The following is a 22,195-nucleotide window of genomic DNA, read 5'->3' as shown; positions in this document are numbered from 1 at the left end:
TTAGCTTTCTGGACGTAGGCTGGATGGCATGACGGAAGGAATGATTTCGGTCCGAGACGCCCACCTGCACAACCTGCGCCACGTCAACGTGGACTTGCCACGCGGCAGGTTGGTTGCGGTCACGGGGGTCTCCGGCTCGGGTAAGTCGTCGCTGGCGTTTGGCACCATTCACGGCGAGGGCCAGCGGCGGTACTTGGAGTCCGTGGCCCCGTTCGCCCGGCGGCTGATCGGCTCGGCCGTGGACCCGCAGGTCGAGTCCATCACGGGCCTGCCGCCCACGGTGGCGCTGCAGCAATCGACCTCCGGCGGTGGGGCGCGCTCCACCGTCGGGACGGTCTCCGCGATGGCGAATACGCTGCGCCTGTTGTACTCCCGCGCCGGCAACAACCCGGAGGGGCTCTACTCGGATTCCTTTTCCCCGAACACCCCGGAGGGCATGTGCCCGACCTGCCAGGGCCAGGGCGTGGAACACGTCCCGACGGAGGCCTCCATGGTCCCGGACCCCAGCTTGAGCATCGAGGACGGCGCCATCGCTGCTTGGCCGGGGGCGTGGGCCGGCAAGAATTTCCACGACATTCTGGAGGAACTGGGCTTCGATCTGGACAGCCCGTGGCAGGACCTGCCGGAACAGGACCGGCAGTGGATCCTCTTTACCGACGAGCGGCCTGTCGTCACCGTCAAGCCGCACCGCGGGGCCGACCAGATCCAGCGCAACTACCAGGGCACGTGGCGCTCTGTGGCCGGATACCTGAACAAGACCCTGGCCGAGACCGAGTCGGACACCCTGCGCCGGCGCACTCTGTCCTTCATGGAATCGCGCAGCTGCCCCACCTGCCACGGCCGCCGGCTAAACCCGCGGGCGCTCGAGGTCACCTACGCGGGCCGGCCCATCGATGCCACCAACGCGTTGCCGCTCGACCAGCTGCACGCCGAGCTGAGCGAGCGTAGCCCCGAAGAAAACTCGGCCGAGGACCTGCTGCTCAAGCAGCTGGTGCCGACGCTGGCCTCCGCGGTGGAGCTGGGGCTGGGCCACCTCAGCCTGGATAGGCCCACTGCCACACTGTCGGCCGGCGAGCTGCAGCGCCTGCGCCTGGCCGGGCAGCTGCGCGCCGGGCTCTTCGGCGTGGCCTACGTGCTCGACGAGCCCTCGGCGGGCCTGCACCCGCAGGAGCGCGCCGCGGTGGCGCAGATGTGCCAGCGCTTCCTCGCCGAGGGAAACAGCGTCCTGCTGGTCGAGCACGACATGAACCTGGTGGCCCAGGCCGACTGGATTGTCGACGTCGGGCCGCAGGCCGGCAGCGGCGGCGGGGAGATTGTCTTCTCCGGCCCCGTGGACGAATTCATGGACCAGGCCGACTCGCCGACCGCGCGGGCGCTGCGCCACCGGAAGCGCGAGCCGAAGAACACCCCGCGCGAGGCCACCGGCCTGCTGGAGCTGCGCGGCGTCCAGGCCCGCAACATGGACGATCTCACCGTAAACCTCGGGTTGGGCCAGTTCACCGTGGTCGCCGGGGTGTCTGGCTCGGGCAAGTCCACACTGGTCAGCACCGTTCTGGCCGGCAAGCTGCGCGAGGAACTGACCGCGGTGACGGACACCGAAGAAGCCGGCGGGTGGTCCATCGACTCCGTTGGCGGGCTCGACCAGCTCAAGCGCGTGGTGCAGATTACCCAGAAGCCCATCGGCCGCACGCCGCGCTCCACCCTAGCCACCTACACCGGCCTCTTCGACGCGGTCCGCAAGCTGTTTGCCGGCACCGACTACGCCCGCGGACGCAAGTGGACGGTCAGCCGCTTTTCCTACAACACCAAGCAAGGCCAGTGCCCGACCTGCCAGGGCGCGGGCAAGATCGAAGTTGAGCTGGTCTTCCTCCCCGGCGCCTACACCACCTGCCCGGACTGCGGCGGGGCCCGCTACAACGCTAAGACCCTGGAGGCGACCTGGCGCGGGTACACCATCGCCGACATCCTGGCCCTGACCGTGGACCAGGCCAGCGAGGTCTTCGACGCTGATGATAAGGCCGAGGCCAAGGTGGCGCGTGCCATCGAGACCCTCCAGGCCGTCGGGCTGGGCTACCTGCAGCTGGGCCAGGGCGCGCCGGAGCTGTCCGGCGGCGAGGCCCAGCGCATCAAGCTGGCCACCGAGCTGCAGCGCTCCCGCAACTCGCGCCGCGGCCACACCATGTACCTGTTGGACGAGCCCACCACGGGCCTGCACCCGCAGGAGGCCGCGCTGCTGGGCGCCGAGCTCAACCGCCTCGTGGACGCCGGCAACAGCGTCGTGGTGGTGGAGCACGACCTGTCCTTTATCGCCCAGGCCGACCGCGTCGTGGAGATGGGCCCGGGCGCGGGCAGCCAGGGCGGACAGATCGTGGCGGACGCGGCTCCGGCGGAGTTGGCGCGCCTGGATACTCCCACGGGCAAGGCTCTGCGCGCGGCGGTCTAGTGGGGCGGGTGCGCCGGGGCGGGGCTGTACTCGGCGCGCCCCGATCCGGTACTAATGGGAGTTATGCCTAATCGTTACGATAATTCCGACGACGAGACGCGCTATATCGGCCGCGTCCCTAACAGCGGCAACCAGCAGCCGCAGGGCGGCCAGGAGCGCCCGCGTCAGTACTTCCCGGGCGAATACGACCCGAACCAGCCCCAGACGCAGCAGTACCAGGCCGGCTACCAGCAGCCGGGCCAAGAAACCTACGCGGGGCAGCCCGGCTACCACCAGGACAACTACGAGGGTGGCTACCAAGATAACTACCAGGGCAATTACCAGCAGCCGGTCAGCGACTACGAGCCGCCGCGAGAGAAGAAGTCCGGCTCGGGCCTGGCCGGGGTCCTGGGTGCGCTGGCCGTTCTAGCGCTGGTGGCCGCCGGCGCGCTGTTCTTCCTGTGGCGCAACGCCGCCAGCGAGGCGGACAAGCCCGCGCCGAAGCCGGTGACCGAGACGGTCACCCACACCACGCAGCAGCCGACCACCGTCACCGAAACCGAGACCACCACGGATAGCTCCGGCGAGGGCGAGAGCCTCCGGGACCGCGGCCGGGATCTGATCCCGTCGGAGGTGCCGGATGACCTGTTGCCGGAGAACACCGAAGACATGGATGTCGAGGGCTGGCTGCAGGATCTCTTCGGCGAAGGCGGAGCACTGGAAAACCAGTAGAGGCAGCTAGACTTAGCCACTATGACTGGCACGCAAGACAATTCCCCCGCCCGCGCGACCGACGCCACCGAGGTGGCGCGGGCAGTCGCAAGCGAACTAGCTAATCACCTCACCGACGTGGTCATCTGCCCGGGCTCCCGCAACGCGCCGCTGTCGCTGGCGCTGATTGCCCAGCCGGGCATCCGCGTCCACACCCGCCTGGACGAGCGCGCCGCCGCCTTCCTGGCGCTGGGCATGGCGCGCGTCCAGCGCCGCGCGGTCGGGGTCGTGATGACCTCTGGCACCGCGGTGGCGCACACGCTGCCGGCGATGATCGAAGCCTCCTACGCGCACCTGCCCCTGGCCGTGATTTCGGCCGATCGCCCCGCGCGCCTAGTCGGCACGGGTGCCTCCCAGACCATCGAGCAGCAGGGGATTTTCGGCCGCTACGCCGAGACCACCCAGGTCACCACGGTCGAAGACGCCGCCAACATCGGCGAGCGCTTCGCCCGCGACCAGCAGGTCCACATCAACGTCGCGCTGGACAACCCGCTGGTGGGAGAGCAGCTGCCGGAGCCGGGCGCTGCCCCGGCGAGCGCGCCGCGGGCATCGAGCGCGGGCTGGGTCGACCACGGCGAGGTGGAGATCGACTTGAGCCGCAACACCCTGGTCATCGCCGGCGACGAGGCCTGGGCCGTGGAGGGCCTGGAAGACGTGCCCACCATCGCCGAGCCCAGCGCCCCGGCGCCGTACCACCCGGTGCACCCGGCGGCGGCGCACATCTTCCGCCGCGCCCAGGTCAGCGCGAACGACTACGTGGTCAACACCAAGGTCGATCAGGTCATCGTGGTCGGCCACCCGACCCTGCACCGCGCGGTGCTGGCGCTAATCAATGATCCGGACATCGAGCTGGTCACCCTCTCGCGCACCGCGGACTTCACCAACCCGCGCGGGGAGCACGCCCGCCGCGGCACCCGGGTGAAGGTCACCGGCGAGGTCAGCCGCGAGTGGTACCGCATCTGCCAGGGCGCGGCCGAGGTCGGCGCCGAGGCGGTGCGCTCCGCGCTGGAGAACGAGGACTACGGATTCACCGGCCTGCATGCGGCCGCCGCCGTCGCCGACACCCTGGCGGTGGGCGACTACTTCGTGGTGGGCGCTTCCAACCCGGTGCGGGACGCCTCCCTGGTGGGGCTGCCCTTCGACGGGGTGGAGACCTACTCCCAGCGCGGCGTCGCCGGCATCGACGGCACCGTGGCCCAGGCCGTCGGCATCGCGCTGGCCGGCCAGTCCCTGCACGCGGACCTGCCGCGGGCCCCGCGCACCGTGGCGCTTCTGGGAGACGTCACCTTCCTCCACGACGCCTCCTCGCTGCTTATCGGGCCTGATAACCCGCGCCCGGAAAACCTGACCATCGTGGTGGCCAACGACGACGGCGGCGGCATCTTCGAGACCCTCGAGGTCGGCCAGGAGGGCCTGCGCGGCTCCTTCGAGCAGGCCTTCGGCACCCCGCACGAGTCGGACATCGAGTCCCTGGTCCACGGTTACGGCGCCGACTACCGCCGCGCCGAGACCCCGCAGGAGCTCCTCGACGTGCTAGCGGAGCTGAAGGAATACTCCGCCGGCGTGACCGTGGTCGAGGCCCGCACGACCCGGGAAACCCGCCGCGGCCTGAACGCGGCCATCCGTTCCCACGCGGGCGAATAGGTAGATCCACCCCATGCAGCAGAGACGCCACCGTCCCGCCATCCTGCGCCGGCGCGGCCGCCAGCTCATCTTAGGCGCCTACGCCGTGATGATCGTCGCCTCGATCGCGCTGGTGATAGGCCCCTGGCTCAACGACCGGGAGATCAACCAGAACCCGGGGCGGGCCCTGGCGACCGTCACGGACATCGACTGGCTGCGCACCACCGTCGACTTCCAGGACGAGTCCGGGCTCTACCACTCCCCGGAGACCGGGCTGCTCTACCCCTCCGGGCTGGGCGAGGGGCAGCGCGTGTGGGTGTCTTATTCCACCGCCGACCCGGAACTGGTCAAGGTGGAGGGCCGCGAGTGGACCCTGGCGGTCATTCCGGCGCTGTCCGTGTGGGCCGTGTCCACGGCGGCGGCTGCCGTATTGTGGTGGTTGTTAAACCGGGCAACCCGGGGTGTTAATAAAAATTAACCTCAAGTTCGCGCCCGGGCCACCAGCGGTTGAGTTTGATGAACAAGGATGAGCGTATGCGAGTAGCCATTGTTGCGGAATCTTTCCTCCCGAACGTCAACGGCGTGACCAACTCGGTCCTGCGCGTGCTCGAGCACCTGCACGCCAACGGGCACGAGGCCCTGGTGGTCGCGCCGGGCGCGCGGGACGGCCAGGAAGAGATCGCAGACTACTTGGGTTTCCGCATTCGCCGCGTGCCCACCGTGCGGGTGCCGCTGGTGGACTCCTTGCCCGTCGGCGTGCCGACCACGGAGGTGCTCGGCAGCCTGCGCGAGTTCCAGCCGGACATCATCCACCTGGCCAGCCCCTTCGTCCTGGGCGCGGCCGGGGCTTTCTCCGCCCGGCAGCTGCGCATCCCGGCCGTGGCGCTCTACCAGACCGACGTGGCAGGCTTTGCCACCAAATACCACGCCTCCGCCCTGGCGCACGGCGTGTGGGAGTGGCTGCGGATCATCCATAACTCCTGCCAGATGACCCTGGCGCCGTCCACGCCCACCATCGAGGACCTGGAAAAGCACAACGTGCGTAACGTCCGCCGCTGGGGCCGCGGCGTGGACGCGGAGCTGTTCCACCCCTCCAAGCGGGATGAGAAGCTGCGCCGCAGCTGGGATGCCAGCGGCAAGAAGAACATCGTCGGCTTCGTGGGCCGCCTGGCCGCCGAGAAGGGCGTGCACCGGCTCAGCGCGCTCAACGACCGAGACGATATCCAGCTGGTCATCGTGGGCGATGGCCCGGAGCGTCCCCTGCTGGAGGCCCAGCTGCCCACCGCGGTCTTCACCGGCGCCCTGAAGGGCGAGGAGCTGGCGCGCGCGTACGCGAGCCTCGACCTGTTCGTCCACGCCGGGGAGTTCGAGACCTTCTGCCAGTCCATCCAGGAGGCCCAGGCCTCGGGCGTGCCGACCATCGGCCCGCGCGCGGGCGGCCCGGTCGACCTCATCGACGAGGGCTACAACGGGCTGCTGCTGGACGTGGACACCTTCATCGAGGATCTGCCGCGCGCGGCCGAGGCCCTGCTCAACCCGGAGATCCACGCGGAGTTGTGCGCCAATGCCCGGGAGTCCATCCGCACCAAGACCTGGGAGGGGCTGTGCGAACAGCTCATGGGCTACTACGCCGAGGTGCTGGAGGAGACCCGCCGGGTGCCGCTGACCATCCTGGGGCAGCGCCCGGAGCTGCCGCGTTGGGCCGCGCGCGCCCTCGGCGCCCGAGTGGCCTAGACTAGACAGCCGTGGCTAAGGCAAATCTGGACAAGCAACCCTTCGACGTCGCGCACATGTTTGACGCGGTCGGGGAGAAATACGATCTGACCAACACGGTCCTGTCCTTCGGGCAGGACGCCGGTTGGCGCAAGCGCACCCGCGAGCGCCTCAACCTGCAGCCGGGCGAGAAGGTCCTCGACCTGGCCGCCGGCACCGCGGTGTCCACCGTGGAGCTGTCCAAGTCCGGCGCCTGGTGCGTGGCGTGCGATTTCTCCCGTGGCATGCTGGCCGCCGGCCGCGACCGCAACGTGCCCAAGGTGGCCGGCGACGGCATGCAGCTGCCGTTCGCGGACAACACCTTCGACGCGGTGACCATCTCCTACGGCCTGCGCAACATCCACGACTTCGAGCTGGGACTGCGGGAGATGGCGCGCGTGACCAAGCCCGGCGGGCGCCTGGCGGTCGCGGAGTTCTCCAAGCCCGTGGTGCCGGTCTTCGGCACGGTCTACAAGGAGTACCTGACCCGCCTGCTGCCGCCCATCGCCCGCGTGGTCTCCTCCAACCCGGAGGCCTATATCTACCTGGCAGAATCCATCCGCGCTTGGCCGGACCAGGAGGAGCTGGCCCAGGCCATCAACGCCAACGGCTGGTCTAACGCCGGCTGGCAGAACCTCACACTCGGCATCGTGGCGCTGCACTCGGCCACCAAGCCGGAGGAATAAACCTTTTAAGCCGCGTCCCAGAGCGGGGAGCCGCGCCGGGCGCTGGAAACGGTGTGGCCGGCTAGCTGCCAGGCGCGGGCGATGAGATCGCGGTCCTGCTCGGTGACCAGGTTGCCCATCAGGCGCGCGGCCGCAGGCATGAGGGCCCGGCCCACCGGCCCGCGCAGGCCCACCGGGCCGACCACGGGCAGGAACTGCGGGTAGGTCAAAAGGCGGGCGGCGGTACGTGCCAGGACGAAGGCCTCGCCGTAATCCGCGCGCAGCCGGTCCGGCCAGGCCAGGGTGAAGTCCTTCGGGCCCAGCATCTCCACCGCGCTCCGGGCGGTTTCCAGCCCGTAGTCGATGCCCTCGCCGTTGAGCGGGTTCACGCAGGCGGCCGCGTCCCCGATGAGCATCCAGTTGTCGCCCGCCACGTGGGAGACCGCCCCGCCCATGGGCAGCAGGGCCGAGGTCACCGCCTGGGTGGGGCCCAGCTGCCAGTCGGCGCGCTGCTGCTCGGCGTAGTGCTCCAGCAGCTTCTTGGTGTTGATCTTGGCCGGACGCTTGTCCGTGGACAGCGCCCCGCAGCCCAGGTTGACCTGGCCGGATTCGGTCCCCAGCGGGAAGATCCAGCCGTAGCCGGGCTGGACGGTGCCGTCGTTGTCCTTCAGCTCCACGTGGGAGTGCATCCAGGGCTCGTCCGCAAAGGGGCTGTCGCAGTAGGAGCGCGCGGCAATGCCGTAGACCTCCCCGCGGTGCCAGGTCCGGCCCAGCTGCTTGCCGAAGGTGGAGCGCACCCCGTCGGCCACGATGACCCAGCGCGGGCGCACCGTCTGCTCGCCCACCCGGAAAGACTCCACGCGGTTGCCGGCCAGCTGCGGATTGGTGGCCGGCGCGCCGAGCAGGGGAGTGGCGCCCGCGGCGACGGCGGCCTCGAAGACCAGGTTGTCGAAGTCGTGGCGCGGCAGGGCGGAGCCCTCCGCGCACGGGTACGTGCTGGGCCAGGGGGCGGTGACGTGCCCGCCGTAGCCGTGCAGCTTTAGCCCAAGGTTGCGGTAGCCCGGGTTGACCGTGATGCCCAGCTGGTCCAGCTGGTGCATGGCCCGCGGGGTGAGCCCGTCGCCGCAGGTCTTGTCGCGCGGGAAGGAGGCGGTATCGACAAGCAGCACCTCGTAGCCGGCGCGGGCGGCGTGGATGGCGGCGGCCGAACCGGCCGGCCCGGCGCCGATGACCGCCACGTCGCAAGTCAGTGGGGAAGATGCGGGGATGTGCTGAGTCTGTGCCGACATGCCCCCTATTGTCGCATGCGCGCTTGCCCGCCGACCCCTCGAGTATGTCTAAAAACGAGTATTGGACTACGGTTGAGGGAGTTAAATTAGAGTATCGACCCCAAGGATCGCCTCCATGACCAACGGCCCGACATCGTCTCACGGCTCCTCGCAGTCCGTGGACTTGGGAGACCCCCAGCTGAACCAGCGCGTGGGGGCAGGCGTGGCAGCCGTCGAAGAATTGCTGCGCACTGAGATTACTCAGGGAGAGGATTTCGTCCACGAAAAGGCTCTCTACCTCGCGGAAGCCGGCGGCAAGCGCTTCCGCCCAGTCATGGCTTTGCTAGCCAGCGAATACGGCCCCGAGCCCGGCTCCGCCCGGGTGGTCAAGGCCGCCACCTCCGTGGAGATGGTGCACGTGGCCACCCTCTACCACGACGACGTCATGGACGAGGCAGAGCGCCGCCGCGGCGTGGAATCCGCCAACTCCCGCTGGGACAACTCCGTGGCCATCCTGGCCGGCGACGCCCTGCTGGCGCACGCCTCCCGCCTGATGAGCCAGCTGGACACCCACACCGTCGAGCACTTCGCGGAGACCTTCCAGACTCTGGTCACCGGCCAGATGCGCGAGACCATCGGGGCGGGCGAGGCGAACGCCATCGAGCACTACCGCGCCGTTATCGAGGAAAAGACCGCGGTGCTCATCGCCTCCGCCGGCTACCTGGGTGCCTACCACGCCGGCGCCGCCCCAGAGCACGCGCAGGCTCTCAAGCGCATCGGCAGTGCCGTCGGCATGATCTTCCAGATCGTCGACGACATCATCGACATCTTCTCCGACCCGGAGGAATCCGGGAAGACCCCGGGCACCGACCTGCGCGAGGGCGTATTCACCCTGCCGGTGCTCTACGCCCTGGAGGAAGACAGCCCCGCGGGCGAGCAGCTACGCGAGCTGCTCACCGGCCCGCTGGAGGACGACGCCACGGTCGAGCGCGCCATCGACCTGCTGCGCCAGTCCGCCGGCCGTCAGAAGGCCCTGGACGACGTGCGCTACTACCTGGACCAGGTGGATACCGAACTGGACCGCCTGCCGGACAACTCCGCCACCACGGCGCTGCGCCAGCTGGCCAGCTACACCGTTAAGCGCGTGGGCTAAGGCCTGCCCGCAAAACTCGTCGCGATAGCCCCCTTGCCTGCCGATTTGTGTCGGGCAGGGGGTTTCGTAGTAGAGTAACTACTCGCACCAAGGTGCACGCCAGGTTGCCCGAGCGGCCAAAGGGAGCGGACTGTAAATCCGCCGGCATTGCCTTCAGAAGTTCGAATCTTCTACCTGGCACCAACAACAACTCCCCTTCACTTTCGTGAAGGGGAGTTTTCTTGTGCCCGCGGATCCGGGACGAGTTCTTCTTTCCTAGCGGGAGCCGGCCAGGCCGCGGCGGACAAGCAGCGGGCGGATGTCCTTGTCGTGCCCGCGCCACTGGCGGAAGGCGTCGGTGAAATCGCGGGAGGCGCCCGCGGACAGGATCTGCTCGCGGAAGGCCTGCCCGGCCTGGCGCAGGGACTCCGCGTCGCGGAAGAGCTCGAAGCCGTCGGCGTCGAGGGCCTCGGCCCACAGGTAGGAGTAGTAGCCCGCGGAGTAGCCGCCGGCGAAGATGTGGTTGAAATACGTCGAGCGGTAGCGCGGGGCGATCCCGGTCTCGTCCAGGCCCACCTTCGCCAGGGCCTCCTGCTCGAAGTCGGCGATGGCCTCCGGCGTGGCGACCAGCTTCTCCGCCTCGGCGGCCGGCAGGCTGTGCCAGGCCAGGTCGATGACGGCCGCGGCGAGGTATTCCACCGTGGCGAAGCCCTGGCCGAACTCGCGGGCGCGCCCCAGCGCCTCCAGCGTCTTGTCGGGGATGGGCTCGCCGGTGTCCACGTGGAAGGCATACGCCTTCACCAGGCGGGGATCCAGCGCCCAGTTCTCATTGATCTGGCTGGGGAACTCCACCCAGTCCCGCGGCACGTTCGTGCCGGAGAAGGTCGGGTAGCGCACGTCGGAGAGCAGGCCGTGGAGGGCGTGGCCGAACTCGTGGAAGACGGTGTGCAGCTCGTCCTGGCTCAGCAGCACCGGCTGGCCGGCCGGCGGCTTGGACAGGTTCATCACGTTGACTACCACCGGGCGGGTGCCAAGCAGGCGGGACTGCTCCACGAACGTGCTCATCCAGGCCCCGCCGCGCTTGGAAGGGCGGGTGAAGTAGTCCGTCAGCAGCAGACCCAGGCCGGTGCCGTCGGCATCCACGACCTCCCAGACGTCCACGTCCGGGGCGTAGCCGACCAAGTCCGGGCGCGGGTGGACCGTCACACCGTAGAGCATGTGCGCGGCCTGGAAGACCCCGTCTCTTAAGACCAGGTCGAGCGGGAAGTACTTGCGCAGCTCCTCCTCGTCGAGGGCGTAGTCGCGCTCGCGCACCCGGGACTGCCAGTAGGGCCAGTCCGCCGGGCCGAAGTCCGCGTCGTGGAAGCCGGCTTCCTCGCTCAACAGCTTGCCTTCGGCGGCGGCGTTGGCCGCGGCCGCCGGCGCCAGGTCCGCCAACAGCTGCCGGGCCGCGTCCGCAGTACCCGCGGTCTCCTCCGCGATGACGTAGTCCGCGTGCGTGGCATAGCCCAAAAGCTCCGCGCGCCGGGCGCGCAGCCGCACCATCTCGGTCAGCACCGCGCCGTTGGATTCCGCCCCGCGCTGCTGGGAGGCCTTCCAGAGCTTTAACCGGGAGGCCGGGTCTGCCAGGCGCGCCTGCTCGGCCTGCTGGGTGGGCAGCTCCAGCGGCAGCACGAAGCCGGTGCGGCCCGCCTGGGCGGCGTAGTCCCGGGCCGCGGCCACGCGTTCTTCCGGCAGGCCGCGCAGCTGCTCGGCGCTGTCGAAGCCCACGGCCAGCCGCTTGGTGTCGTCCAGCAGGTGGCGGCCAAATTCCTCCGACAGCGCGGACAGGCGCTGGTTCAGGCGGGTTAGCTCCTCCTTTCCGGCGGCGTCCAGGTCCGCGCCGCGGCGGGCGAAAGAGCGCAGGAGGTAGTCCAGCAAGCGCTGGGACTCGGGATCCTCGGGCGCGGTGACCGCCTTCAGCCGGGTGTAGAGCTCATCGTTCTGGTAGACGGCGTCGAAGTGGGCCGAGAGCTCCGGGAAGAGCTCGCCGGCCAGCTCCTGCATCTCCGGCGTGGAGTCGGTGCCCAGCAGGTTCGCGAAGTAGCTGACCACCCGCTCGAGGTCGCGGCCAGAGCGCTCCAGCGCCTCGACCGTGTTCTCCCAGCTGGGATCGGCCGCGGCGATAGCGGCCACTTCCGCGTCGTGCCGGCGCAGCGCCTCGTCGAAGGCCGGGCGCACGTGTGCAAAAGAAATCGCGGCGAAATCCGGCAGCTGGTAATCCAGCTTCGAGGGCTCAAGCAGCGGGTTGGCGGCTAACTCCGCGGGATCCGCGGTGCGAGCCTGGGCCGCGGAATCAGAATCGGCGGGGTGGGAGGGTTGGTGAGACACAATCTTTCCTTTCTACGGCGGCGGCGCGGCAAGCAGCTTTCCGGCCTGGGCAAACACCGGCCTTCGTAGCCAGCGCTGCAGCCGCAACGGCAAGGCCACCACGCTACGCCGGGTGCTGGGGCAGGGGCGCTAAAATACATCAAAGCTAGCACAACTGTGACCCGCGCTACACGGACTTCGGGGCGACCCGTAACGCCGGGACGGACGCAGTGCAGCGCGGGGATTTCCGGGACGTGTCCCCGCCCGCGCTCGGCAGTGGCCGGAGGAGGGGCGCAACCAAGGCGAAAACAGGCGTTTTTAGAAGCCGTAAAAATGGTGTCTGTGCTGCCGATTTGTGAAAGTTTTAGGAATCGGGTTATTGTTATCAAGGCTTCAACGCGAGAGGGGCGGTAAGAATTACCGCTTGTCTTAACGAGGCTGTGCCCCCTTAGCTCAGTCGGCAGAGCGTTTCCATGGTAAGGAAAAGGTCGACAGTTCGATTCTGTCAGGGGGCTCTGTTCGTTTCTAGGGTATTATCCAACAGTGCCCTTTAAGGAAGCGGTCACTTGGCGGTGTAGCTCAGTGGTAGAGCAAGCGACTCATAATCGCTGTGTCGCGAGTTCAATTCTCGCCATCGCTACCGGGAACAAAAAGCGCCCTCGGGCGCTTTTTTATTACCGATCTCCACCGAAAATGAGGGCGGTTTATTTATTAACCCGCTACTCTGGTAGGGTAGTCCGTGCTGTTTTAAAAGCAGTACGCTTAGGGGCGTGGCGCAATTGGTAGCGCAACGGTCTCCAAAACCGTAGGTTGCAGGTTCGAGTCCTGTCGCCCCTGCCAAACTTATTTTCTAGCGAGGAGTTTAGACGTCGTGAGCGATAATCAGCGGCCAGATGCTGGCGCACAGCGCCCCACCGGCAAGCGTCAGCGCTCCGGCGCCTCCACGACCTCCTCTGCTGACTACGCCAAGAAGCACGGCGGCCAGGTCGCTACCGCGCGCCCGCAGGATGAAAAGCCGGGCAATGGCGTGGCCTCCTTCCTTCCCGAGGTTGTTACCGAGGTCAAGAAGGTCGTCTGGCCGACCGGTAAGGAAATGGTCCAGTACACCCTGGTGACCTTCGGCTTCCTGATCGTGCTGACCGCTCTGGTCTGGAGCGTCGACACGCTGACCGGCCTCGGAGTTGAGTGGGTACTGACTCCTTAGTACACTAGGTAAACAGCAAGCTAGAAAGCTTAGTCCCGCCGCTTCCCGATGATGGGGAGGGCGGGATAATTTATTAGCCCACCGCCTATAATCGGTGGCACGCGAAACCCCAAGGTGAGGAAGAATCCAGTGAGCGAAGACAACAACCTCGAGAACTCCGTCGAGTCGGCCCTGTTGGAAAGCATCCAGGACAAGGCTGCCGACGCCGCCGAGAGCGCCGAAGGCACCGAGAACGCGGACGGCGTCGACAACGCCGCTACCGCCGAGACCGGCGAGGGCGAGGCCCCGGCCGCGGCCGAGGGTGCCGAGAACGTGGACGGCGCCGCTACCGCCGAGTCCACCGACGCCGCGCAGGCTGAGGGCCAGGCCGAGGAAGGCGCCGAGGGCGAGGAAGAGGTCGACCCGGAGGCGGACTACCGCCGCCGCCTGCGAGCTTTCACCTCCGAGCTGAAGAAGCGCGACGGCAAGTGGTACATCATCCAGTGCTACTCCGGCTACGAGAACAAGGTGAAGACCAACCTGGACATGCGCGCCCAGACCCTGGGCGTGGAGGACTCCATCTTCGAGGTCATCGTCCCGGTCGAGCAGGTGCTCGAGGCCAACAAGGACGGCAAGAAGAAGATCGTCAAGCGCAAGCTGCTGCCGGGCTACGTCCTGGTCCGCATGGAGCTCAACGACGCGGCCTGGTCCGTGGTCCGCGACACCCCGGGCGTTACCTCCTTCGTGGGCAACGAGGGTAACGCCACCGAGGTCAAGCCGCGCGAGGTTGCTAAGTTCCTGATGCCGAACGACACCGCCGCGAAGACCGGCGAGGCCGCCGCCAACGCCGCCGAGGGCGAGCAGGTCGTGGCCATGCCGGAGAAGGAAGCCAAGAAGAAGATCGCCCACGACTTCCAGGTGGGCGAGGCCGTGACTATCCTGTCCGGCCCGCTGGCCTCCGTGTCCGCGACCATCTCCGAGATCGACGAGGAGACCGGCAAGATGCAGGGCCTGGTCTCCATCTTTGGTCGCGAGACCCCGGTCGAGCTGTCGCCGACCGCTATCGAGCGCATCAACTAAAACTCACCCCAGTCTCCCGCTGGCGCGGAGCTCCGTGTCTCGCCAGCGCGGAGACAAACCGGGATTTGGGTCTGACAGGGCCCGTCCCGTAATATTGACCGGCGTGTGTGGCCAAGTGCCGCATACGCCGTTATTCGTTCATCCCCGGTGGCCGAACCGAAAGAGGGGAAGCATCCGGACGGCACCCGTTATTCATCGTGGCGGGCGTGCCGGTAACTAGGAAAGAGGTAATTCGATGGCTAAGAAGAAGGTTTCTGGCTTCATCAAGCTGCAGATCGAGGCTGGCGCCGCTAACCCGGCCCCGCCGGTTGGCCCGGCACTGGGTGCCCACGGCGTCAACATCATGGAGTTCTGCAAGGCTTACAACGCCGCAACCGAGAACCAGCGCGGCAACATCGTGCCGGTGGAGATCACCGTCTACGAGGATCGTTCCTTCGACTTCAAGCTGAAGACCCCGCCGGCAGCGAAGCTGCTGCTCAAGGCCGCCGGCATCAAGAAGGGCTCGGGCGTTCCGCACACCGACAAGGTTGGCTCTGTCACCTGGGATCAGTGCAAGGAAATCGCTCAGACCAAGTTCGAGGATCTGAACGCCCGCGACATCGAGAACGGCGCCCGCATCATCGCCGGTACCGCCCGCTCCATGGGCATCACCGTCGACGGCGCGCCGGCCTAAGAAACAACTGCATGTGGTAGGGCTAGCTCCGGCCCGCCAAAGACCACACCACCCTTTATTCAAGAAAAGGACTGCTAATAATGAGCACCAAATCCAAGGCTTACAAGGCCGCCGCGGAAAAGGTTGACTTTTCCCGCCTGTACCGTCCGCTAGAGGCCGCCAAGCTGGCCAAGGAGACCTCCTCCAAGAACTTCGACGCCACCGTCGACGTTGTCCTGCGCCTGGGCGTTGACCCGCGCAAGGCCGACCAGCTGGTCCGCGGCACCGTCTCCCTGCCGAACGGCACCGGTAAGGACGTCCGCGTGGCCGTCTTCGCCGAGGGCGAGAAGGCTACCGAGGCTGAGCAGGCGGGCGCCGACATCGTCGGCACCGAGCAGCTGCTCGAGGCCGTCAACGCCGGCAACCTGGACTTCGACGTGGCCATCGCCACCCCGGACCAGATGGCCAAGGTCGGCCGCGTGGCCCGCGTCCTGGGCCCGCGTGGTCTGATGCCGAACCCGAAGACCGGCACCGTGACCAACGATGTGGCTAAGGCCATCTCCGAGGTCAAGGGCGGCAAGATCTCCTTCCGCGTGGACAAGGCTGCTAACCTGCACGCCATCCTGGGCAAGGCTTCCTTCGACGCGGAGAAGCTGGCTGAGAACTACGGCGCCCTCATGGACGAGATCCAGCGCCTGAAGCCTTCCTCCGCGAAGGGCGTGTACATCAAGCGCGCCACCATCTCCACCACCTCCGGCCCCGGCATCCCTGTCGATGCCTCCGTGGTGAAGGACTACGCAGCGGAGTAAATCCCCGCCTCGCGTCACGGCGCCATGCTCACAGTGAGCGTGGCGCCTTTTGGCGTTTTGTAGCCCGCCCCGCTTTCCGACGCCGCGCCGGGGGCCTTCCATTCCGCTTCGGCGCCGCGTCCCGCCCTACGCGGCAGGCTCGTCGATTGCGTCGAGGATCCACTCGCCGCCGTCACGGACGACGTTTTTGGCCAAGGGAATCTGGTGCGAGGCGGATTCAAGGATGTGCATGAAGTACCCGGCGGTGTTGGGAATGGCGATGGTATCGCCTACGGCCACGCCCTGTGGGAAGTCCATCTTGCGGCGCATGATGATCTCGTCCTCGATGCAGTAGGCGCCCACCAGGTAACCCGTGCGCGGGTGGCGCTCGCCCTGACCGGTGGGAACGAGGAAGGGGTCCAGCAGGATGTCATCCGCGGCGGTGCGGCACTGCGTGCGGTTCATGGCCACGCCGATGAGCGGCAGCCCGTCGGAGCGCTGCTTGAGGAAGAACACGGTGGTGAGGATCATCCCGCAGCCGTCGAGGAGGCTGCGCCCTGGTTCCAAGTGGAGGGCGATGGAGCGAGAGGACAGCGCCGTGGCGGCAGTGCCATAACCTGCTACCTCGCCGCTGAGCAGCGCACGGAGCCATTCTCCTCGGGTGGGGCTTTGCCAGAACGGGTAGGTGTTACGCAGCGGGTCGGACTTCCAGGTGAATTGCTCACCCTCGCCAGCGCGCTGCTGGTCGATGCGGCTCAGGTAGTGCTCCCACTGTTGTGGGGATTCCAGGTAGCTCATGGGCACGCCGCCACCAATATCGATGAAGGAGGCGGGGTGGCCTTGTGCACGCATAGCCTCGATCAGGGCGACGGCCTCGCCGAGCGCGGTGCGCCGGTCGGCTTCGGAGTAACCGTGCAGGTGCACGTGCACGCCGACCACCGTTACGTTCGCGGGCCAGTCGGCGTGGAGCCAGGTTTCTAAACGCTCGCCGAAGCGCGTGGGCGGCAGGTGCTGCGGGTTGGGGGCGAGTCGCGGGGCGACCTTGGCGGGGCCAAGCTTGCCGATGCTTGCTAGTTCCCCCATGTTGTCGCAAGAGATGACCACCCCGGCCTTAACCGCGGTGCGCAGCAGCTCCTCGTTCTTGATGGCGGCGCTGAGGATGATCTTTTGGGGCGCGACCCCGGCAGCGAGGACTTGGCGCAGCTCATCGAGGCTGGCTACGTCCACGCCGTGCCCGGCCTCCCGCGCGGCGGCGACGAAGGCCAGAGCCTTGTTGGCCTTGCGGGCGAAAAAGACCTTGGTCTCAACGCCAAGGTGGGAGCCGGCATCGACGAGCTCGGCGGCGTTGCGGCGCAGGGCGGAAGTATCCAGGACGTTGACCGGCGAGCCGAAGCGCTGGGTGAGCTCGGCTACCTGGGAGGGATCGGCGAGCAGATCGCGCATCCACGGCTCGAGGCGCGCGGCCAAGGGGACGGTACCGTGGATGGGCAGCGGCGAGTGCGGGTGGGAGGTCATGGCTTTCCTACTTTCTCCGCCCAGCGGGGGATGTCGGTGTGGTTGTCGCGGCTCAAGGAATCGTGGCCAGGGAGGATCTTTTCGTTCCTGCGGCCAATTTCTACCACGCCCGGAACGTCCGAAAAGGGGGTCGGGCGGCCCTGTGGGGCGATGGTGGCGTCGATGAGCAGGTCGATGTCCGGGGCGGGGCCGGTCGAGCCGCCCATCCACTCGTCGATCGTTTCGGGGCGGGCGAGGTAGGTGGTATCCACCTGCCCGGAATCGAGGGCATCGGCGAGCACTTGCGCGGTGATGGGTGGCGGCCCGAACGACACCCGCTCGAGGGTGCGGGCGAGCTCCGCGAACCCGGGGATGACCCCGTCGTGGGCGTGGTGGTCGACGAAGTTATTGAACAGGCCGCGGAAGGCCACGCCGATGGCTCCGGCCGCATGGAGCGGTGCGTCCCCGCGGGCGACGCGGAGGGAATGATGGAATTCGGCAACGGCGTCACCGGTGAAGTCCTCGCCGTCCAGCACGTGGTGCAGCTGCGCGGCGGCAAAATCACCCAGGGTGAGGGCGGCATCGATCAGCACCTTCCGCACTTCGGCGGCGGAGCCGGCGGTGCGGGCCGCGGCGTGCAGGTAAGAGGGGAACTCAGGGAGCGGGGGTTTGACCTCCATGAAGCGGCCGCTGCGGGAGACGGGGTAGATGGTCTCGGCCTCCGGGTAGCGCAGGCACACGTCGATAAAGCTCAGCGCTGCGCCGCGGGTGCCGATTCGCCTAGGGCTGGTGGGGAGGTCGGCGCCGAAGTACAACCCGGTGACCGGCACGGCGCTGGGCCGGTGGTGGAGGGCCGTCGGGTGATCGTGGGCGTGACCCGTGCAGACTAATACCTCGTCGAAGCGTGCCTGCGCGATCTCGGCGGCGGATTCGGGCTCGCCGCTCACGATCACTTGGTAGCGCCCATCGGCATCCTGGTGCACGGCGTGAACGAGGCGGGGGAGATGGCGCAGCTGCAGGTTAGCGGGGCTGCGGTGTACGGCGGCGGCCCAGGCATCTGCCAGGAATTGACCCACGACGGCCCGCGGGGGAAATTCCTCGGCGGGAATGCCGCGGTGGGTGCACCACTCGCCAAAGGTTTCCACAGAGCTGCGCACGATGGACGAGGAGACGTTCAACCGCCAGCACGTGGGTTGATCCGGGCGGTACACCGCACCCGCGCCGGCGGGGTGCGGGTCGAATACCGTGACCGTAAGTTCCGCTCGGGCGCGGTCTATGAGCTCCTCGACCGCCCATAGGCTGCGAGGGCCGCCGCCGATGATCGCTACGTTCCTACTCATGCCTCCACCTTCGCGCGCAGTTGGGCGGCGAGATTTGGAAGTTCTCGGCGACCCACTCGTCGTTGTAGATGGTTTCGAGGTAGGCGTGGCCGGCATCGTGAAGAATCAGCACCAACCGTGAACCCGGCTCTAGCTCGGGGATGCGTCGCAGCGCCGCGGCGACCACGGCGCCGCCCGAAGCGCCCGGCAACAACCCCTCGCGGAAGGCGAGGGTTCGGGCGCCGACGACCGCGTCGAGGTCCGGCACGCGCACCACCTCGGATGGGGTGAAGGCGGTGGAAAGATCGGTGACCACCCCGGCGCCGTAGCCGGGCAATAAGCGGGTGCCGCGGGTACCGCCAAAGAGCACAGAACCCAGGGCATCCACCCCGATGGTGCGGGTATCCGCCCCCACCTCATCGAGTTTGCGCACGCACCCGCCGAGGGTGCCCGTGGTGCTCATGGCCACCATCAGGTGAGAGGGCGCTGCGCCCAATTGTTCGAGGATTTCCTGCATCGTTCCCTCGGCGTGGGCATGGAAGGCGGCCTGGTTGGCGTATTGGTTGAGGTTGTGCGAGCGCGGGATCTCGCGCAGCAGCTCCTGCACGCGGCTGCGGCGGGCAGAAAGCCAATCCCCGGTTTCCGGATCCGGGTGTTCGAGCATCTCCACCGTCGCCCCGAAGGCGCGCATTGTGGCCACGGTGCTGCGATTGACGCGCGGATCCACCACACAGTGAAAGTGCATTCCCTCGAGCGGGGCGAGCCGGGCAAGGGCCATGCCGAGGTTGCCGGAGGAGGATTCCACGAGCGTGGAACCCGGCCCAACCTCGCCGGCCTCCAGCGCTGCGTTGAGAAGCGCGCGGGCGGTGCGATCCTTCGCTGAACCGCCGAGGTTGAATTGCTCGAGCTTGGCATAGATGTGGACGTCCTCGCGCTCGTGCAACCGGTCAAGGCGCATCAAGGGGGTGTTGCCAATCGGCGGGCGGGTCGAACTGCACGGTGGTGGGGTGGTCATTTCCCCAATGCTAGTGCGAATCCGCGGAGCCTGCAGCTGCTTGCTCCTTCATGTCCGCGTAGGCCTCTAGGGCGGCCTGGCGCGATTCCTTTACGTCCACGATGGGAGGGGGAGACAACGGCGGCGTCCAGCGGGCGACGTACTCCCCATCCGGATCGAACTTCTGCTCCTGCGTCAACGGGTTGAAAATGCGGAAGAAGGGCGCGGCGTCGTCACCGCAGCCGGCCACCCACTGCCAATTGAAGGGGTTGGAGGCGGGATCGGCGTCGACAAGCGTCTCCCAGAACCACTCCTCCCCGCGGCGCCAATGAATGCCTAGGTTCTTGGTCAGGAAGGAACCCACCACCATGCGCACGCGGTTGTGCATGTACCCGGTCTCCCACAGCTCTCGCATGCCGGCATCGACCAAGGGAATCCCGGTCTCCCCGCGCTGCCAGGCGGGCAGGTGCTCGCTTTCCGATGCCCAGTCAAAGCCGTCGAACCGCTTTCGCACGTTGCGGGTGGCGAGGTCCGGCAGGTGGTAGAGCCGGTGCCAGGCGAAGTCCCGCCACAGCAACTCGGAGTGGAATTTCGCGGAACCGGGTAGTTCGGCGGCCGCCACCCATGCTTCGCGAGGGGAGATCTCCCCAAAACGCAGGTGTGGGGAGAGCAGGCTGGTGACCTGTTTGGAGGGGAAGTCGCGGCACTTCGCGTAGTCGGTGAGGTCGAGGGCTGCCAGCTTGGCGCGGGCTGCCGGCTCCCCTGGTGTCCAATACTGGGCGAGCTTGTCCTCCCAGGCGGCCTGGTGGGGCGTGCCGGCTTCCTTATCGGCGGGGGCCGGCGCGCCGCGCAGGGTGGGCTCGGGCAGGGGATCGTCGTCACGCAGCTGCTGGCGGGCGGCCTTGACAAACGGCGTGTAGACCCGGTAGGGCTCACCCTTGAGGGTGAGCACCTCCCATGGTTCGACCAGGGTGTGTCCGGGGTGGGAGGTGGCGTTCACGCGGGCATCGGAAAGCGCCTGCTTGACCGCCGCGTCGACCTCCCGCAACGGTTGGTGGTAGCGGCGGGTCCAGGAAACGGAAGTGGCGGCGACCTCGGCGCAGAACTCGGGCACGACGGTGCGGGCGTCGCCCTTGCGGCGCAGCAGCTGCACGCCGTATTCCGCGAGGCGTTCGCGCAGGCTCGACAGGGAACGCTCGCGCCACCACTTGGCGGCCCCGCCGAGCTGGCGGGTGCCTGGGTGCGCCGGTTCATCTACCACGAGGGCGACCACCTCGCCCTGCTCGCTGGCCCAGGTCAGGGCCTGGTTATCGGAAAGGCGGAGATCGTCGCGAAACCACATCACACACGTCATGGGTGCGATGATAGACGCGGAATTTGGTTTTCTACCTGGGCCGCTGTTAGGCTAACCGACGAAGTTTGAACGGCGTTGCGCGCTCGAATCACCTCGAGTTCGGCGGCGCCCGTACAAAGTTCACCGAAGACCGTTGGTCATCCAGGAATGGATCGAAGGTTTCCCACCCGTTGGGAGCGGCCCACGCAGGAGACACTTTGCGACACTAAGCGAAAGCACGTCCTTTCGCCCGCGCCCTGTGCTCTTGCACGGGGCTTTTTGTTGTCCTTTAATCGCCCAACCCATAAGGGGCTGGCGGTAAGGGCGGCGGAGGGCCCCGGCGGAAAACAAAAGAGATGTTTTGGAAGGAGGCGAGAATCAAATGGCAAACCCAAAAAATACTGCAGACCTGAAAGAGCTGAAGGAAAAGCTGGACGGTGCTAACTCTGTCGTGCTGACCGAGTACCGCGGCCTGACCGTATCTCAGCTGCAGGAACTGCGTAATGACTTGGGCTTTGACGTTGATTACTCCGTCGCCAAGAACACCCTTTTCAAGATCGCTGCCGCTGAAGCCGGCATCGAGGGTCTTGACGATCTGCTGACTGGCCCGACCGCTATTGCGTTCATCAAGGGCGAGGCAGTGGATGCTGCGAAGGTCATCAAGAAGTTCGCTGATGACAACAAGGCACTCGTCGTCAAGGGTGGCTACATGGACGGCAACGCGCTTACCGCGGAGCAGGTCCAGGCCATCGCCGAGCTGGACAACCGCGAGACCACTCTCGCGAAGCTGGCTGGCGCCATGAAGGGTTCTATGGCAAAGGCTGCGGCTGTATTCAACGCTCCTGCAACCAAGATGGTCCGCACCGCTGCTGCGCTGCAGGACAAGAAGGAAGCAGAAGCTTAAACCCGCGTAAATCTACGCACCACGTACACACCACAATTCGGAACCGTCTGGGTTCCACACAGAAAGGATGGCCATCATGGCTAAGCTCACCAAGGACGAGCTCATTGAAGCTTTCAAGGAAATGACCCTCATCGAGCTCTCCGAGTTCGTCAAGGAATTCGAAGAGGTCTTCGACGTTGAGGCTGCCGCTCCGGTTGCCGCTGCTGCTCCGGGCGCTCCGGCTGCCGGTGGCGACGCTGCTGCTGAGGAGAAGGACGAGTTCGACGTCGTTCTGACCGACGCTGGCGCCAAGAAGATCGGCGTCATCAAGGCTGTCCGCGAGATCGTCTCCGGCCTGGGCCTGAAGGAAGCCAAGGAGCTCGTTGAGTCCGCTCCGAAGGCCATCCTGGAAGGCGCCAACAAGGACGACGCCGAGGCCGCCAAGACCAAGCTGGAAGAGGCTGGCGCTTCCGTCGAGCTGAAGTAG

19 protein-coding genes and 4 tRNA genes are annotated in these 22,195 nt (G+C 67.1%); 17 read left to right on the top strand and 6 right to left on the bottom strand.

Translation table 11 applies throughout. The features are described 5' to 3' along the window. The first annotated feature begins 28 nt into the window (after positions 1–28). From ACEE23_RS09005 to ACEE23_RS08980, 6 genes are all read left to right on the top strand, one after another. The gene (locus ACEE23_RS09005; RefSeq protein WP_448871594.1) at positions 29–2,443 is read left to right on the top strand and encodes an excinuclease ABC subunit A; all 2,415 of its coding nucleotides are present in this window, start codon (positions 29–31) and stop codon (positions 2,441–2,443) included. 63 nt (positions 2,444–2,506) lie between these two features. After that, positions 2,507–3,154: a hypothetical protein gene (locus ACEE23_RS09000; protein WP_368534665.1), complete on the top strand. Its 648-nt coding sequence runs from the start codon at positions 2,507–2,509 to the stop codon at positions 3,152–3,154. A gap of 21 nt (positions 3,155–3,175) precedes the next feature. Beyond that, positions 3,176–4,837, top strand: a complete 1,662-nt coding sequence (gene menD / locus ACEE23_RS08995; RefSeq protein ID WP_448871591.1) for a 2-succinyl-5-enolpyruvyl-6-hydroxy-3-cyclohexene-1-carboxylic-acid synthase — start codon at positions 3,176–3,178, stop codon at positions 4,835–4,837. A gap of 13 nt (positions 4,838–4,850) precedes the next feature. After that, positions 4,851–5,294 (top strand): DUF3592 domain-containing protein, encoded by a 444-nt coding sequence (locus ACEE23_RS08990; RefSeq protein WP_368534663.1) that lies wholly within the window; start codon positions 4,851–4,853, stop codon positions 5,292–5,294. 56 nt (positions 5,295–5,350) lie between these two features. Beyond that, entirely contained in the window at positions 5,351–6,550 is a 1,200-nt protein-coding gene (locus tag ACEE23_RS08985; protein WP_368520744.1) for a glycosyltransferase family 4 protein, read from the top strand. Positions 6,551–6,561: 11 nt separating this feature from the next. Continuing rightward, complete coding sequence (locus tag ACEE23_RS08980) at positions 6,562–7,254, top strand: demethylmenaquinone methyltransferase (RefSeq protein WP_368520745.1); 693 nt, start codon at positions 6,562–6,564, stop codon at positions 7,252–7,254. Positions 7,255–7,259: 5 nt separating this feature from the next. Here the strand turns inward: ACEE23_RS08980 and ACEE23_RS08975 are convergent, their stop codons facing one another. Next, positions 7,260–8,522, bottom strand: a complete 1,263-nt coding sequence (locus tag ACEE23_RS08975) for a geranylgeranyl reductase family protein (RefSeq protein ID WP_448871588.1) — start codon at positions 8,520–8,522, stop codon at positions 7,260–7,262. Between the two features lie 115 nt (positions 8,523–8,637). Here ACEE23_RS08975 and ACEE23_RS08970 point away from each other — a divergent pair, with 115 nt between their 5' ends. Both ACEE23_RS08970 and ACEE23_RS08965 read left to right on the top strand, forming a co-directional pair. Continuing rightward, positions 8,638–9,654, top strand: a complete 1,017-nt coding sequence (locus ACEE23_RS08970) for a polyprenyl synthetase family protein (protein ID WP_448871586.1) — start codon at positions 8,638–8,640, stop codon at positions 9,652–9,654. A gap of 98 nt (positions 9,655–9,752) precedes the next feature. Then, positions 9,753–9,837: transfer RNA gene (locus ACEE23_RS08965), tRNA-Tyr, on the top strand. A 72-nt stretch (positions 9,838–9,909) separates the two neighbouring features. Here the strand turns inward: ACEE23_RS08965 and ACEE23_RS08960 are convergent. Continuing rightward, positions 9,910–11,916, bottom strand: coding sequence for a M3 family metallopeptidase (locus ACEE23_RS08960; protein WP_448871612.1), 2,007 nt, complete (start codon positions 11,914–11,916; stop codon positions 9,910–9,912). A gap of 508 nt (positions 11,917–12,424) precedes the next feature. Here ACEE23_RS08960 and ACEE23_RS08955 point away from each other — a divergent pair. The 7 genes from ACEE23_RS08955 to rplA all read left to right on the top strand — a co-directional run bounded on the left by ACEE23_RS08955 (position 12,425) and on the right by rplA (position 15,706). After that, positions 12,425–12,497 (top strand) — tRNA-Thr (locus ACEE23_RS08955). A gap of 53 nt (positions 12,498–12,550) precedes the next feature. Further along, positions 12,551–12,622, top strand: a tRNA-Met gene (locus ACEE23_RS08950). A gap of 124 nt (positions 12,623–12,746) precedes the next feature. After that, positions 12,747–12,822: transfer RNA gene (locus ACEE23_RS08945), tRNA-Trp, on the top strand. Between the two features lie 31 nt (positions 12,823–12,853). After that, positions 12,854–13,186, top strand: coding sequence for a preprotein translocase subunit SecE (secE, locus tag ACEE23_RS08940; protein WP_368520748.1), 333 nt, complete (start codon positions 12,854–12,856; stop codon positions 13,184–13,186). A gap of 129 nt (positions 13,187–13,315) precedes the next feature. Continuing rightward, positions 13,316–14,245, top strand: a complete 930-nt coding sequence (gene nusG, locus ACEE23_RS08935) for a transcription termination/antitermination protein NusG (RefSeq protein WP_448871584.1) — start codon at positions 13,316–13,318, stop codon at positions 14,243–14,245. Positions 14,246–14,480: 235 nt separating this feature from the next. Beyond that, complete coding sequence (gene rplK, locus ACEE23_RS08930; protein ID WP_290224617.1) at positions 14,481–14,918, top strand: 50S ribosomal protein L11; 438 nt, start codon at positions 14,481–14,483, stop codon at positions 14,916–14,918. 80 nt (positions 14,919–14,998) lie between these two features. Continuing rightward, positions 14,999–15,706 (top strand): 50S ribosomal protein L1, encoded by a 708-nt coding sequence (gene rplA, locus ACEE23_RS08925; protein WP_368520750.1) that lies wholly within the window; start codon positions 14,999–15,001, stop codon positions 15,704–15,706. Between the two features lie 126 nt (positions 15,707–15,832). On the opposite strand, the gene ACEE23_RS08920 is transcribed toward rplA, so the two are convergent. Genes ACEE23_RS08920 through ACEE23_RS08905 form a run of 4 tightly spaced genes read right to left on the bottom strand, consistent with a single transcriptional unit; the run spans position 15,833 to position 20,846 of the window. Beyond that, positions 15,833–17,200, bottom strand: a complete 1,368-nt coding sequence (locus ACEE23_RS08920; RefSeq protein ID WP_368520751.1) for a Y4yA family PLP-dependent enzyme — start codon at positions 17,198–17,200, stop codon at positions 15,833–15,835. After that, positions 17,197–18,519 carry an FAD/NAD(P)-binding protein gene (locus ACEE23_RS08915; RefSeq protein ID WP_368520752.1) on the bottom strand — a complete coding sequence of 441 codons (1,323 nt, stop codon included), beginning with the start codon at positions 18,517–18,519 and terminating at the stop codon, positions 17,197–17,199. The genes ACEE23_RS08920 and ACEE23_RS08915 overlap by 4 nt, the downstream gene beginning before the upstream one ends. Further along, positions 18,512–19,513 (bottom strand): pyridoxal-phosphate dependent enzyme, encoded by a 1,002-nt coding sequence (locus tag ACEE23_RS08910; RefSeq protein WP_368520753.1) that lies wholly within the window; start codon positions 19,511–19,513, stop codon positions 18,512–18,514. The genes ACEE23_RS08915 and ACEE23_RS08910 overlap by 8 nt, the downstream gene beginning before the upstream one ends. 10 nt (positions 19,514–19,523) lie before the next feature. Continuing rightward, positions 19,524–20,846 carry a cryptochrome/photolyase family protein gene (locus ACEE23_RS08905; RefSeq protein WP_368520754.1) on the bottom strand — a complete coding sequence of 441 codons (1,323 nt, stop codon included), beginning with the start codon at positions 20,844–20,846 and terminating at the stop codon, positions 19,524–19,526. A gap of 361 nt (positions 20,847–21,207) precedes the next feature. Between ACEE23_RS08905 and rplJ the strand changes: the two genes are divergently transcribed. Together rplJ and rplL are read left to right on the top strand one after the other, a co-directional pair. Continuing rightward, the gene (rplJ, locus tag ACEE23_RS08900; RefSeq protein WP_368520755.1) at positions 21,208–21,729 is read left to right on the top strand and encodes a 50S ribosomal protein L10; all 522 of its coding nucleotides are present in this window, start codon (positions 21,208–21,210) and stop codon (positions 21,727–21,729) included. A gap of 76 nt (positions 21,730–21,805) precedes the next feature. Next, entirely contained in the window at positions 21,806–22,195 is a 390-nt protein-coding gene (gene rplL, locus ACEE23_RS08895; protein WP_368520756.1) for a 50S ribosomal protein L7/L12, read from the top strand.

The organism is Corynebacterium sp. 32222D000AT, assembly GCF_053546955.1.
The sequence above is the reverse complement of the archived record's forward strand: the minus strand, read 5'-3'. Positions and strand labels throughout refer to the sequence as shown.